General features: G+C 65.1%; 11 protein-coding genes. 4 read left to right on the top strand and 7 right to left on the bottom strand.

Annotated elements, in window-relative coordinates; all coding sequences use genetic code 11:
• Window positions 1–140: 140 nt before the first annotated feature.
• Together CIT39_RS29470 and CIT39_RS29465 are read right to left on the bottom strand one after the other, a co-directional pair.
• Window positions 141–1,508 carry a flippase gene (locus CIT39_RS29470; RefSeq protein WP_162308748.1) on the bottom strand — a complete coding sequence of 456 codons (1,368 nt, stop codon included), beginning with the start codon at window positions 1,506–1,508 and terminating at the stop codon, window positions 141–143.
• A gap of 130 nt (window positions 1,509–1,638) precedes the next feature.
• Window positions 1,639–2,478, bottom strand: a complete 840-nt coding sequence (locus CIT39_RS29465) for a protein-disulfide reductase DsbD domain-containing protein (RefSeq protein WP_094976764.1) — start codon at window positions 2,476–2,478, stop codon at window positions 1,639–1,641.
• 142 nt (window positions 2,479–2,620) lie between these two features.
• Here CIT39_RS29465 and CIT39_RS29460 point away from each other — a divergent pair, with 142 nt between their 5' ends.
• Window positions 2,621–3,265 (top strand): YqgE/AlgH family protein, encoded by a 645-nt coding sequence (locus tag CIT39_RS29460; RefSeq protein ID WP_094976765.1) that lies wholly within the window; start codon window positions 2,621–2,623, stop codon window positions 3,263–3,265.
• Between the two features lie 180 nt (window positions 3,266–3,445).
• On the opposite strand, the gene CIT39_RS29455 is transcribed toward CIT39_RS29460, so the two are convergent.
• Together CIT39_RS29455 and CIT39_RS29450 are read right to left on the bottom strand one after the other, a co-directional pair.
• Window positions 3,446–4,333 carry a TauD/TfdA dioxygenase family protein gene (locus tag CIT39_RS29455; protein ID WP_094976766.1) on the bottom strand — a complete coding sequence of 296 codons (888 nt, stop codon included), beginning with the start codon at window positions 4,331–4,333 and terminating at the stop codon, window positions 3,446–3,448.
• Between the two features lie 150 nt (window positions 4,334–4,483).
• Window positions 4,484–5,263 (bottom strand): SDR family NAD(P)-dependent oxidoreductase, encoded by a 780-nt coding sequence (locus CIT39_RS29450; protein WP_094976767.1) that lies wholly within the window; start codon window positions 5,261–5,263, stop codon window positions 4,484–4,486.
• Window positions 5,264–5,361: 98 nt separating this feature from the next.
• Here CIT39_RS29450 and CIT39_RS29445 point away from each other — a divergent pair, with 98 nt between their 5' ends.
• Both CIT39_RS29445 and CIT39_RS29440 read left to right on the top strand, forming a co-directional pair.
• Window positions 5,362–6,099 carry an SDR family NAD(P)-dependent oxidoreductase gene (locus CIT39_RS29445; RefSeq protein ID WP_094977081.1) on the top strand — a complete coding sequence of 246 codons (738 nt, stop codon included), beginning with the start codon at window positions 5,362–5,364 and terminating at the stop codon, window positions 6,097–6,099.
• An 83-nt stretch (window positions 6,100–6,182) separates the two neighbouring features.
• Window positions 6,183–6,551: a CsbD family protein gene (locus tag CIT39_RS29440; protein WP_094976768.1), complete on the top strand. Its 369-nt coding sequence runs from the start codon at window positions 6,183–6,185 to the stop codon at window positions 6,549–6,551.
• Window positions 6,552–6,723: 172 nt separating this feature from the next.
• Here CIT39_RS29440 and CIT39_RS29435 read toward each other — a convergent pair whose 3' ends face one another.
• Together CIT39_RS29435 and CIT39_RS29430 are read right to left on the bottom strand one after the other, a co-directional pair.
• Complete coding sequence (locus tag CIT39_RS29435; protein WP_094976769.1) at window positions 6,724–8,436, bottom strand: SGNH/GDSL hydrolase family protein; 1,713 nt, start codon at window positions 8,434–8,436, stop codon at window positions 6,724–6,726.
• 169 nt (window positions 8,437–8,605) lie between these two features.
• On the bottom strand, window positions 8,606–9,991 hold the full coding sequence (locus CIT39_RS29430; RefSeq protein WP_181955123.1) for a lytic murein transglycosylase: 1,386 nt from the start codon (window positions 9,989–9,991) through the stop codon (window positions 8,606–8,608).
• A 218-nt stretch (window positions 9,992–10,209) separates the two neighbouring features.
• Between CIT39_RS29430 and CIT39_RS29425 the strand changes: the two genes are divergently transcribed.
• Window positions 10,210–11,085, top strand: coding sequence for a UTP--glucose-1-phosphate uridylyltransferase (locus CIT39_RS29425; protein ID WP_094893300.1), 876 nt, complete (start codon window positions 10,210–10,212; stop codon window positions 11,083–11,085).
• A gap of 195 nt (window positions 11,086–11,280) precedes the next feature.
• On the opposite strand, the gene CIT39_RS29420 is transcribed toward CIT39_RS29425, so the two are convergent.
• A complete protein-coding gene (locus tag CIT39_RS29420) occupies window positions 11,281–12,777 on the bottom strand; it encodes a sensor domain-containing diguanylate cyclase (protein ID WP_094976771.1) in 1,497 nt (498 codons plus the stop codon).
• Window positions 12,778–12,930 lie beyond the last annotated feature (153 nt).

Genomic DNA, 12,930 nt, shown 5'->3' with positions numbered 1-12,930 from the left:
TCCCTGGGACGCAACCGCTTGGGCTGAATAAGAAAAATCGTGCTGCGCGTCGGAAATAGAGAGGTATTTCCGGTTGTTGCCAGCCGCGCCGCGAAACAGTCGTTCCCCAAGGGAAGCGAGCAAAGGCGGCGACGTAGTGCCTATTTACCAAACGCCAGCACGTGCAGCCCAAGCCGCTGCCGCACGATCCAGAACAGCAGCACCGTCTCGAAGGTGAGCGAGATCGAGGTTGCGGCTGCGGCGCCGTGGCCGCCGTAGCGCGGCACGAGTGCGATGCAGAGCACGAGGTTCATCACGAAGGCCAGCGCATAAGCGAGCGCGCAGATCTTCTGCTGGCCCAGCATGTTGAGCAGCCGCTCGACCGGTCCGATCGCGGAGCGCACCACGAGTCCGATGGCGGCGACGAACATGATGTCGTAGCCGACGGTGAATTGCGGCCCGAACAGCCAGAGCAGCGGCTTGCCGATCGCGAGCAGCACGATGGTCGCGGCCAGCGACGGCCAGAACGTCCAGCTGATGGCGTGCGCGACATAGGCCGACAGCCGCGCCTTGTCGCCGCTTGCGTTGTATTCGGCGAAGCGATGCGCCGTCGTCGCCGACATCGCGTAGTGGATGAACGAGACCAGCGCCAGCGTCTTCACCACCGCGAAGTAAACGCCGACCTCGTCGGAGGGGCGGAATTGCTGCAGCACCAGCACGTCGGTATAGGACAGCAGCAGGTAGAAGCTCTCGACCAGCAGGATCGGCAGCGAGACGGCGAGCCAGCCGCCGATGTCGTAGGTCTTGGGACCGGGCTCGATATGGTTGGCGAGCTTGCGGTTCAGCACCACCATCTGCCCGGTCATCGCGATCCAGACCGCGCCCGCGCTCGCAACCATAGCCGCGATCGCGCCGAGATGGTAGCCGAAGAGAAAAGCAGCGCCCGTGATGCCGATGATCAGTCCCTGGCGGATGATGAATTGCGGCATCAGGCCGAGCTGCATCCAGTCATGCGAGCGCGCGATGCCGTCCTGGGTGTTGGCAACGACGAAGGCGGGCAGGGTCATGCAGCCGATATAGAGCGGCAGCTCCTCGGCCGGGTCGATCCAGGGCGACAGCAGCCTGACGATGCCGGCGAGGGCGAGCGAGACCAGTGTCGACACCGCAAAAGTCAGCCAGCGGCTGCCGGAGAGAAAGCCGCGCAGCAACGCCTGCTCGCCGCTGGCGCGATACTCCGGAATGATTTTTTGCGCCGAGGCCGAGATGCCGAAATCCATCATGCTGCCGAGCAGCAGCACCCAGGTCCAGACATAGACATAGATGCCGTAGTCGGACGTGCCCATCCAGCGCGCCAGCAGCACCTGCGAGACATAGGCAAGGCCTGCGCTGATGACGCGGATGATGAAGATGGTGCCGGCCAGCCGCCGCGTCAGCGATGCTTCGTTCGAGCCGCCCGTCAGCCTGGCCCGCAACCGCGCGATCAGCGCGGCCGGTCCGGTGGTTGCGGGTTCTGCATCCGTCACGGCCAATTCGAAGGGTCCCCGGGGCGCTCGCGCACGTCGCGGCAGACTTGCCGCAGCAGCCTTGGGAACTAGCAACCATTCGTTAAGATTCGGTTGGGTGTTCCCAATGTCGTCCTGGCCTTCGCCAGGACGACGGCTACTCCAGGTTCGTATTGAACTCGTACGATTTCTCCGGCCCAACCAGTGTGAACTTCAGCGCTGCGCCGTCGGGCTTGGCGCCCGGCGGCAGGCCGTCGAGCTCGAACGAAAAGCGCTTCACGCCTGCCGGGCTGTCCTTGACCGGCTCCGGAATCGGCAGTGCCCAATCCGGCGTGGGCCCTTCCACATACAGATTGACGTTGCGGCTGTCGGGCACAACGACGTCCACCACCACGTTCTTGGGCCCGTCGCGCTTGACGTCGCGGATGGTGAGCGGATTGGGATCGCCGATATTGGCAGGCTTGGGCACGGTGTCGAGTGCTGCACGCAGATTGGCGTCCTCGGTCGAGGCGACGTTGTTGAAGCCGAGCTCGGCGCTGGCCTCGACCGGAATGCAGAGCTTCTCGCACACCGCGTAGTTGATCTCGGCACGCAAGGTCACGGGCTTGTCGGCCGCCTTGGCGACGATGCGCAGGGGCAGCACGATCTGGTTGTGATAGCCGATCGAATGGCCGCCTGCGCCGTCGTCGAATTTCAGCGGCGCAGGCCACATCACAGTCACCGCCTCGACATTGTCCGATTTCGAGAAGTCGAACCGCGGCGGGACGCCGGAATCGCCGGGCATGCGCCAGTAGGTTTTCCACCCGGGCTGGATCTGGAACGCGATACCGCCGAGCAGAACCGCGCCGCTGCGCGATCCCGCGAGCAACCGTACCGCGGAATGTCCGTCGCGCTGCCACGGCGATGCGTCGTCGGCACGGGCTGCGATGGCCAGCGACGACGCAAGCAGGGTTGTCACGACGCCAATCGCCGCACGCAGGGGAACTCTTGTGAGCATGATACGTCTTTACAGGGTCACCCCTGGGCAAACCATTGAATTGCTTGTGATGGAGGCATTGGAATCGCGTCCCTGCAAGCCTTGATTTGACAGCAGCCCGGCCCGACATCAGGATAGGAATTGAAACCGGAGTGCTTCACCGATGGCTCCCACAGGCAAGAGAACGGGCGAAAGCACCCGCAGCGCGGGGCCCGGGCTGCCCAATTCAGCCGGTTATCTCGACGGCCGGCTGCTGATCGCGATGCCCGTCATGGGCGATTCCCGCTTCGAACGTTCGGTCATCTATCTCTGCGCCCATTCGGCGGAAGGGGCGATGGGGATCATCGTGAACCATCCGGCCGGCAGCATCGATTTTCCCGAGCTGTTGCAGCAGCTCGGCATCATCAAGAAGGGCGAGCACATCAGGCTGCCGGAGAATGCCGAAAGCATGAAAGTGCTGCGCGGCGGCCCGGTCGACACCGGCCGCGGCTTCGTGCTGCATTCCAGCGACTTCTATATCGAAAACGCTACGCTGCGGATCGACGACGGAGTCTGCCTCACGGCGACCGTCGATATCCTGCGCGCGATCGCCAACGGCTCGGGTCCCAAGCATGCCATCCTCGCGCTCGGCTATGCCGGCTGGGCGCCGGGCCAGCTCGAGACCGAGATCCAGAGCAACGGCTGGCTGCATTGCGATGCGGATTCGGATCTGATCTTCGGTGACGACGTCGACGACAAGTACGGACGCGCCTTGCGCAAGATCGGCATCGATCCCGGCATGCTCTCGAACGAGGCCGGGCACGCGTGACGTAGCAGCTGCGGCAACGTACTCCCGTATCGCGCGTCGCCCTCGCTGTCATGCCCCGGCTCGACCGGGGCATCCAGTACGCCGCAGCGACCGTTGCGAGAGCGAGCTATCCAACGCAAGCCTCTGGAATACTGGATCGCCCGGTCAAGCCGGGCGATGACCACGTTTGTTGAGCAAATTCTACTCCGCCGCCTGCTGCTGCACCGTCGGCTCCGTCCCTGCCACCGTGGCACGGCGCATGTCGCGGGGCTGCGACTGGTCGTAGCGGCGGACGCGGTGCATGGTCTGGCGGTTGTCCCACATCACGAGATCGTGCAGCTTCCATTTGTGGACGTAGACGAACTCTGCTTGCGTCGCGTGCTCGTTGAGATCGCGCAGCAAAAGGCGGCCCTCCGGCACGCTCATGCTGACGATCTTGCCGGCATGCGATGACAGATACAGCGACTTGCGGCGATGGACCGGATGGGTTCGCACGAGACGTTGCAGCACCGGCTTGAACATCTCCTTCTCGTCGTCGGTATATTCGGTGAAGCCGAGCGAGCCCCGCGAATACATCAGCGAATGTTCGCAGACGAGGTCCTCGATCTCCGTCTTGGTCTCGTCGTCGAGTGCGTCATAGGCGGCACGCATGTCGGCGAATTCGGTGTTGCCGCCCTTCGGGTTCACCACCCGCGCCGACAGCAGCGAGAATTTCGCCGGGATGGGACGGAACGAGCTGTCGGAATGCCACAGGCAGTTGCCGAGATTGAACAGATGCGTGCGGCTGTCTTTCGCCAGCGGCCTGCCGTCCTTGCCGAGATTGGACACGTCGTTGAGGCCCGACTGGAGCCGGTAGTCCTGCGCCTTGGTCACGGTGCCGCCACGCGCATCTTCTCGCTGACCGAAGTTCAGCGCAAAAGCCATCTGCTGCTCGTCGGTGATGTCCTGGTCGTGGAAAACCAGCACCGCGTATTTGTCCATCGCGGCCTCGACCTCGCGCGCCTCAACCTCGGTGAGGGGCTTTCGCAAATCGAGGCCCGAAACCTCGCCGACAAAATGTTTGTGAAGCTGCCGGATGGCGATCGTCATGGCGTTTCTCCCGCATGTGCGAGCGGTTGGTCCCGCTCTGTCGGCGAAAAAGCTACTCCCGCGCTCGTACTTGTCAACGCTCGCCGCGCATGGCTGCCCGTAGGCTGGATTGCGCTGCGCTCCATCCGGGCTACGGCAACTTACCAGCTCTCACGCATTCCGCGCCATCAACCCGCCATCGACCGGGATCACCGCGCCGGTGAGGAAGGAGGCCGCCGGCAGGCACAGGCTCAGCGTCATATGCGCGACCTCCTCGGGATCGCCGTAGCGGCCGAGTGCGGTGCGGCGTCTGGCATAAATTGTCTTGTGCTCATCCGAGATGCGGTCGGTGATGGCGGTGCGGATCGGACCCGGGCAGATGCAGTTGACGGTGATGCCCTCGCGGCCGAGTTCGACCGCGAGCGAGCGGGTGAGGCTCGCCACGCCGCCCTTCGCAGCCGAATAGGGGCTGTGCAATGCGGTGGCGCCGAGCGCCTCGGTCGAGGCGATGTTGACGATGCGCGGGCAATTCGACTTGCGCAAATGCGGCAGCGCGGCGCGGATGATGCGCGGATGCGCCGTCAGCATCACCGCGATGCCCTTGGCCCATGCGTCCTCATAGGCCTCGTCGTCGATCGCGACGCGCACGGAGATGCCGGCATTGTTGACGACGATATCGAGTCCGCCGAAATGTGCAGCGGCATCATTCACCACGCGCTTGATCTCGCCACCATCGGCAACGTCGAGTGTCCAGGCCTTTGCCGAACCGCCGCTCGCCGCGATCTCCTTCGCGACGGCGAGCGCGCCTTGCTCGTCATAGTCGGTGACGGCAACGTGGGCGCCCTCCGCGGCGAATACGCGCGCGGTGGCGCGCCCCATGCCGCTGGCGGCGCCGGTGACGAGAACGGTCAGGCCCTTGACGGACCGGCTGAGCTGCTTGAACTCGGACATGCTGTTTCCTTGGGAGCCCGCTTGTTCTTGTTATGATTGACAAGGCTGGCATCGATCCGCAGACAGGTCAAACAAGCAAGACAAAAGGAGAGGCCGCGATGGCGAACGAGCTCGATTTCTCAGGCAGGCAGGTGCTGGTGGTCGGCGGTTCGAGCGGGATCGGCAACGGCATCGCGCAAGCATTTCGCGCGAGGGGCGCGGCTGTCGCCGTTTGCGGCACGCGCGCTCACGCAACGGAATATTCAGCTGAAGAAGGCTCCGATCTCACCGGTCTCGCCTACGCGCAGCTCGACGTCAGCAACCCCGCTGCGATCGAGGCGTTCAAGCCGTCCTTCGAGCGGCTCGACGTGCTCGTGCTGGCGCAAGGCGCCGTGCTCTATCGCCGCGGTGAATTCGAGATGAGCGGTTTTCGCAAGGTGGTCGAGGTCAATCTGATGAGCCTGATGGCTTGCGCCACGCGGTTTCATTCCATGTTGCGGGATGCGAAGGGGTCGCTGATCATGGTGTCCTCGACCGCGGCCTATCATTCCACCATGGGCAATCCCGCCTATAACGCCTCGAAGACCAGTGCGGTCGGATTGACGCGGACGCTGGGCGAGGCCTGGGCCGAGGACGGCATCCGCGTCAACGGCATCGCGCCGGGGCTCGTCGACACCAAGATGACGAAGGTGACGACCGACAATCCCAAGCGGCTCGAAGGTGCACTATCACGCATTCCGCTGCGGCGATTGGGCACGCCGGCCGACATGGCGGGCGCGGCGCTGTTCCTGGCCTCGCCGCTGTCGTCCTACATCGTGGGGCAGACCCTGGTCGTCGATGGCGGGCTGATACTTTAGCCAACCCGACAACACTTTCGCCACGGCGTGGAACTGCGCCGCTGCTGATCGGTTACTTGGGCTGACCCCCGAGGAGGACCATCATGGATACGGACCGGATTGTTGGAGCGGCCAAGGACTACGCAGGTAAGGCGGAAAGCGCGATCGGAGACATCGCAGGCGATTCCAAGACGCAGGCCTCAGGCAAGGCACGCGAGGCCGCAGGCACGGTGCAAAATCTCTACGGCCAGGCCAAGGATGCCGTGCGCGATGCCACGGACACCGCGGCGAGCTACGCCAAGGACGCCTATGACAACAGCGGCGACACTTTCCGCGACGGCTCGCAGGCGATTGCCCAGAAGGTGAAGGACAACCCGCTCGGCGCGCTGATGGTTGCCGGCGGCATCGGCTTCGCGCTGGCGCTGCTGATGGCGCGCCCCGCCCGCCGTCCACCGCAGCGCTGGCGCTACTGAGCGCCTGAGCCAGGAAATGTCTCTCCGTGCCCCGGACGCAAGGCGGCGTGCAACACCGCCTTGCAGAGCCGGGGCGCATTCTTTTTTGCGAATGTGGTGAGACAGCTGGATCCCGGCTCTGCCCCGCATCACCAGGAGGTGCTGCGAGGCGTTCGGGACCCGGGACCTTCGCTTACCGGAACACCTCGGCCGAGCGCCCGACGTTAGCCGGCGGACGCGGAATCCCTGGATTTGCGTTCGGATTTGGGTTGCGCGGCGCAGGCGCCAGTTGACGCGGCGGAGGCGCCGGCGGCGGCGAACCGAAGCCGAAGAAATCACGCATCGACGGCTGGGCCTGTGGCGGCTGCTGCACCACCGGCGGCTTCTTCGGCGCGAGTTTTTGTGGCGCGATCGCCGCGGCTGCGCCCGGCGCGGTGGAAGCCGCGCCGCCGTCAGGCGTCGTCGCGGCAACAGGCGTGTCGCCCTTGGCCTGCTCGCGGCCGACTTCGCGGCGCGGCCAGGCGTAATCGTCGGCACGGCCGGCGGGAGCCGCCAGCGGCTCACCCTTCACCATCGTCTTTGCAGCCAGCGCATCGACGGCGGCGGGACGCGAGCCCGGGCCACCCAGCAATTGATCGGTCGAGATCGAGGCTGCAACCAGCGGCACGATCGGCCCCGCCAGCGGCCGCGGTGCGGGCTTGCCGGGCTCGGCGCTGGTGTCTGGCGTCGCCGGCTCGCTCGGCAGCGCGATCGGGCCGGAGCGTCCTGCCAGCAGGCGCGTGATCTCGCGCTCGACATAGTGCGCCAGTTTGCGCGCGCCGGGCTTGGTGAAGTAAACGCCGTCACCGCTGCGGAGCTGGCGGATCTGACCTTCGAAGTCCGGGCCCTTCTGCAGGAAGCGGCCGGCCTCATCGACAAAACCGTCCCAGACATCGACATAGGTAATGCCGGCCTTGGCCGCGCCTTCGCGGTAGAGCGAATCCAGGAACAGCATGTCTGCGGTGCCCTTCTGGCCGCGGATCGCGGGCAGGCCGACCCAGAGCACCGGCACGCCCTTGCTCTTGAGGACGCCCGCGAGCTCTTCGATCTTCTTGCCGTAGAGCTCGATCCAGCGCTCGTCGCGGAATTCATAGAGGCCGTTCGGGTTGCGCGCGGTCTTCTCCGGCGCGGCCGCCGGCGCATCGGCGTTGTCGGCATCGTCCTGCGGCAGATCGGCATCGGCAGGCTTGTCGTCGGGCTTGGCGGCGGTGTCGTTTCCCGGCTTGGCGTCCCCCGGCTTCGCGGGCTGTTTGGCGCGCGCGCCCTTGTCGTTCTTCTTGTCCTTGTCGGCGGCGACCTTGTCCGTCTTGTCGGCGGCCGGCTCGCGGATCGCGCTGCGGTCGTTGAGGCCCAGCATGACGACGATCACGTCGGGCTTTTCGGTCTCGAGGATGCCCCTTGCCGCAGCCGCCCAGTCAGAGGGCTCGCCGCGCGGCTGGTACTTGATCAGGCCTGACGTGGTCCTGTGCTTGCGGATCACGCCCATGTCGGGCTGCTCGGTGTAGGCGTCTTCCAGACCATAAGCGAGCCAGTCGGCCATGGCGTCGCCGATCACCAGCACGTTCTTCTCGGGGATGGTGTCGCGCTTGGCGGGTGAGGGCGCGCGCGAAAAATCCTGGCGCGGCGCCTGCGGCTGTTGCTGCTGGAACGGTGTAAAGAAGTCGCCGCCGAACCATCCGCCGCCTCCACCACCGCCGCGGTGTGGTGGCGGAGCCTGACGCTGCGGCGGGCCGCCGAAGCCGGGGAAGTTGAAGAACTGCGCCGAGGCGGGCCCCGCGACCGAGACCAGAATCGCAAGCGCCGTCCCCAGCGCGATCAACGGGCCGGTCTCGGTCAGCACCTTGAACAGGGACTTGGGCTTCGACATGCGATCTCGGGCCAGCGCAATGGGGGTCGGAGTAGCTCAATATAATAACGGAATCAGGCGCCGAACGGGCAAATTCCGTTGCAGATTCTTGTGCCAAACATCGGGGAACAACCGCCTCCGTCAAGGCGAGCTGCCAAAATCCCTGTTCAGGGTTACTTTCGGCGCGATTTTACCGTCCGCGTAGCCGTTCCAGTGCGTCGGAGGAGGCAAAACCGTCCGCGGGTACTCCGATCGAGGCCTGGAAATTGCGCAGGGCTTCCCGGGTCTGGCCGCCGAACTGGCCGTCCGGGGTGCCCTTGTAGAAGCCGCGCTGGGCCAGAATTTGCTGCAGCTCCAGCCGCTCGGTGCGGGACAGCTCGCGTTCCTGCCGCGGCCAGGGCTGCACGAAGGGCTGCCCTCCGCGCAGGCGGTCGGCGAAATGGCCGATCGCCAGCGCGTAGGCCTCGGCCGGGTTGTACTTCATGATGACCCGGTAATTCTGCAGCATCAGGAAGCCCGGCCCCTGCGCGCCGGCGGGGGCCAGCAAATAGGCTTTTTCCCCCGGATGCGGGAATGGCAGGCCGGTCGCCCGCTTGAGCCCGAGCTTCTCCCATTGCGCGATCGGCATCGCCTTGGCGCGGTCGGCCAGCATGTAGTTGAAGCCCTTGGGCACCACGACCTCGAAGCCCCAGGTCTGGCCGGCCTGCCAGCCGTCTTTCTTGAGGTTGTTGGCGGTCGATGCAATCAGGTCAGTGGGATTGTCGACGACGTCGCGTCTGCCATCGCCATCGCCATCGACGGCAAACCGTTTGAAGGCGGTCGGCATGAACTGGGTCGGACCGAACGCGCCGGCCCAGGAGCCGCGCATCTGCTCCGGCCGGAGATCGCCGCGGTTGACGATCTCCAGCGCGGAGAGGAACTCGTCCTTGAAATAGGCCTGGCGGCGGCCGATGCAGGCCAGCGTGGCGGTCGATTGCAGCACGCTGCGGTCGCCCATCTGCGTCGAGTAATTGGACTCGATGCCCCAGATCGAGGCGATGATGTAACGGTCGACGCCGGTGGCCTTTTCGGTGGCGTCGAACTGCGCCTTGTATTTGGCGAGCACCTCGCGGCCCTTGGCGAGGCGGTTGTCGTTCACGAGGATGTCGAGATAGTCCCAGATCGACTTGGTGAACTCCGGCTGCGAGTCCATGAGGTCCATGATGCGCAGATCGGGCGAAAGCCCGGCCGTGAAGCGCTGAAAATTCTCCTGCGTGACGCCGCGCCGTGCGGCATCCGGCCACATCGCGGCGACGCAATTGTTGAAATTGGAGGCCGCCTCGCGGATCGCCGCGGCCGTCATCAGCGGATGGCCGGAAGCGCCGTCCTCGCCGCTCCAGGGGAGGGCGCCGCCAGGACCGGGCGGTGCTTGCGAGGGCGCCGGGTTCGCACCCGAGAAGATGCCGCCGAACAGGTTGGACAGGCCGTTCTGCGTCTGGGCGTGTGCGCTGACGGGCAGCAGCAAAGCCGCCGCGATCATCGCCGCGCCGGTCACGGATCCCGCCCGTCTTGCCTGTCCTGCCACCAATTGCGTCATGTCCCACCCATCGGCCTGAAAAATCCGGCATCAGGAGGCCCGGTTACGGTTGCCAATAGCTTAACAAAGGTAAAATTTTGGTGGCGGCCTTTTTCTTAACTCTGCGCGGGTGAGGCCCCACATCCGCCTTTGTTGGCGGCTGCAAACAGGCTAGCAAGTTGCCATTGCTCAGTTCCCAGCTTCGTTCCCATGTGCCCCCAGGTATTCGAAACGATCACATGAAAATTCGCAAAGCCGTATTCCCCGTCGCCGGCCTCGGCACCCGTGTCCTGCCCGCCACCAAGGCGATGCCGAAGGAAATGCTCACCATCGTCGACAAGCCGCTGATCCAGTACGTCTATGACGAGGCGCGGGAGGCCGGCATCGAGCACTTCATCTTCGTCACCGGCCGCAACAAGAGTGTCATCGAAGACCATTTCGACCGGATGTACGAGCTCGACGCCACGCTGGCCGCGCGCGGCAAGAAGGCCGAGCAGGACGTCCTGGCGCAGAACCAGCCCGAAGCCGGCGCCGTCAGCTTCACCCGCCAGCAGGCGCCGCTGGGCCTCGGTCACGCGGTCTGGTGCGCGCGCGACATCGTCGGCAACGAGCCGTTCGCCGTCGTGCTGCCCGACGAGCTCGTGCTCAACTCGCCCGGCTGCCTCAAGCAGATGATCGAGACGGCCTCGACGCTCGGCGAGAAATCCAATCTGGTCGCGGTCGAGGCGGTGCCCGACCATCTCACCCATCAATACGGCATCTGCGGCGTCGGCAAGCGCAACGGCAAGATGTTCGAGGTCGACGGCATGGTCGAGAAGCCTGCCAAGGGCACCGCGCCCTCCAATCTCTCGATCACCGGCCGCTACATCCTCCAGCCCGAGATCTTCAAGATCCTCGAGACTCAGGAGCGCGGCGCCGGCGGCGAGATCCAGCTCACCGACGCCATGATCGGGCTCGCCAAATCGCAGAAATTCTACGGCGTCGAGTTCGAGGGCGAGCGCCATGATTGCGGCTCCAAGCCCGGCTTCCTCCGCGCCAACATCGCCTACGGTCTGAAGCGCCCGGAACTGCGCGACGGACTTATCGCGGAGATGAAGAAATATCTGGGGCAGTAGCTGCCACACATTCCGCTGTCGTCCCCGCGAAGGCGGGGACCCATACCGCGTGATCCATCGATCGCGTTTGACAGCAGTACTGAACGACGAGTCTTCGCCAAACTTTTCCCTGGGGTTATGGGTCCCCGCCTTCGCGGGGACGACACCGAGGCTGTTGCGGATTGCGTCGCGCGCAACCGCAGTGAGTAGTGTGTCTCACGCCACCAGCGACAGCTTCGGCACGCTCGCGACCACCGACTGATTCCGTCCGCCGGCCTTCGCCGCATAGAGCGCCTTGTCGGCGGCGGTGACCAGGATCGCCCAGTCCATGCCGGCGGAAGGAACGAGGCTGGCGACGCCGCAGGACACCGTCGAAATCACCTCGTCGTCGGACCAACCCTGCACCTTTGCGCGGATCGTCTCGGCGACCTTGAAGGCGTCGGTTGCCGACGTGTTCGGCAGCAGCACGGCGAATTCCTCGCCGCCATAGCGTGCGGCGCAGTCGCCGGCCCGGCTCACCGAATCGGAAATGCAGATGGCGATGCCGACCAGCACCTGGTCGCCGGCCTGGTGGCCGAAGGTGTCGTTATAGGCCTTGAAGTGATCGGCATCGATCATCAACAGCGCGACCGGCGCCTTCTGGCGCATGGCGCGCCGCCATTCGACGTCGATGACGGAATCGAACTTGCGGCGGTTTCGCAGGCCGGTGAGCGCGTCCGTCGTCGCCATCTCCTCGAGCTTGCGCTCGGCTTCGGCGCGGCGGCCGATCTCGCGCGCGAGCACGAGCGTCGATCCCAGCACGAACAGGATGAGCGCCACCACCACGGCACCGATCCGGTAAGCCTCCGTCCGCCACAGTTCGAACACTGCGCTCAAGGGCTTGCCGGCAACGACGAACAGTGGGCTCGTGCCGCTGCTTCGAACATACAGCCTCGGGGTCGTGTCGACGGGGCCCTGGCCGGCATAGGCGCTGCCGGCGCGCAGATTGTCCGCCTTCCAGTCCTGGCGCGTGCCAAGGTTCTTGCCGATCACGTCGAGGTCGAACGGCCGCCGCATCATGATGGTGCGGTCGCGGTTGAGCACGGTGATGGTGTCTTCGGGGCCGAGGTTGAGCCGGTCGAACAATTCGTGGAAATAGCTGAAGCGGATCGAACCGGCGACGACGCCCATGAAGCCGCCATCGGTGTCGCTGATGCGCCGGCTCAGCACGATCGAATAGGCGCCGCGAAACAGCATGGGGCGGCTGACGAACAGTCCGGCTCCGGGGTTGTCGCGATGGACCTTGAAGTAGTCCTCCTCGCTCCGGTTCTCCGGTGCAGGATCGAGCGTGGAGGCGTCGATCGTCAGCCTGCCCCCGGCATCGAACACCTGGATGGCGCCGAAATGCCTGGCGGTCATGGCATGGTCGAACAGGATGAGGTGACGGATCGGCTTCGACACGGTCGCGAGCTCGGGCAGCAGCATGTTGCTGGCGACCGCCTTCAGCGCCAGGTCGTAGATCTCGATATTGCGGCCGATGTCCGACTCGATGGTCGTCGCCAGGTTCTCCAGCGTCTGGCGGGCGAGCGCCTCCTCGCCCCGGCGCATGTCGAGCATGACGTTGACGCAAATGGCGGAAAAGCCGATCACCGTCACCACGGACGAGATGATCAGCAGCTTCGCCGAAATCCGCCACGGCCGGCGGGCCGTGACGTCGCGCCATCCAGACAGCATCGTTTGCTCCCGATCCCCTAGTGGATGCGCCGGAAAGCTTGCGCAGTGTTTAAGGAAGGACGGCGCCGTCGCAATGAGTTAAGAATCGGTTTATGCGGCGCACGGTTTTGGGCAGCCTCGTGTGGCCGGATCTGGGTTTCGGACGAGAGGACT

It is taken from the genome of Bradyrhizobium symbiodeficiens, from assembly GCF_002266465.3.
Classification (GTDB): Bacteria; Pseudomonadota; Alphaproteobacteria; order Rhizobiales; family Xanthobacteraceae; genus Bradyrhizobium; species Bradyrhizobium symbiodeficiens.
Note: the sequence above shows the minus strand (reverse complement) of the source record. Positions and strands in the feature narration are given on the sequence as shown.

Bases quoted from the DNA above. Each gene is read 5' to 3' on its own strand.
- CIT39_RS29465 (WP_094976764.1), bottom strand. From the start codon at position 2,478: ATGCTCACAAGAGTTCCCCTGCGTGCGGCGATTGGCGTCGTGACAACC.
- CIT39_RS29460 (WP_094976765.1), top strand. From the start codon at position 2,621: ATGGCTCCCACAGGCAAGAGAACGGGCGAAAGCACCCGCAGCGCGGGG.
- CIT39_RS29455 (WP_094976766.1), bottom strand. From the start codon at position 4,333: ATGACGATCGCCATCCGGCAGCTTCACAAACATTTTGTCGGCGAGGTT.
- CIT39_RS29450 (WP_094976767.1), bottom strand. From the start codon at position 5,263: ATGTCCGAGTTCAAGCAGCTCAGCCGGTCCGTCAAGGGCCTGACCGTT.
- CIT39_RS29445 (WP_094977081.1), top strand. From the start codon at position 5,362: ATGGCGAACGAGCTCGATTTCTCAGGCAGGCAGGTGCTGGTGGTCGGC.
- CIT39_RS29440 (WP_094976768.1), top strand. From the start codon at position 6,183: ATGGATACGGACCGGATTGTTGGAGCGGCCAAGGACTACGCAGGTAAG.
- CIT39_RS29435 (WP_094976769.1), bottom strand. From the start codon at position 8,436: ATGTCGAAGCCCAAGTCCCTGTTCAAGGTGCTGACCGAGACCGGCCCG.
- CIT39_RS29430 (WP_181955123.1), bottom strand. From the start codon at position 9,991: ATGACGCAATTGGTGGCAGGACAGGCAAGACGGGCGGGATCCGTGACC.
- CIT39_RS29425 (WP_094893300.1), top strand. From the start codon at position 10,210: ATGAAAATTCGCAAAGCCGTATTCCCCGTCGCCGGCCTCGGCACCCGT.
- CIT39_RS29420 (WP_094976771.1), bottom strand. From the start codon at position 12,777: ATGCTGTCTGGATGGCGCGACGTCACGGCCCGCCGGCCGTGGCGGATT.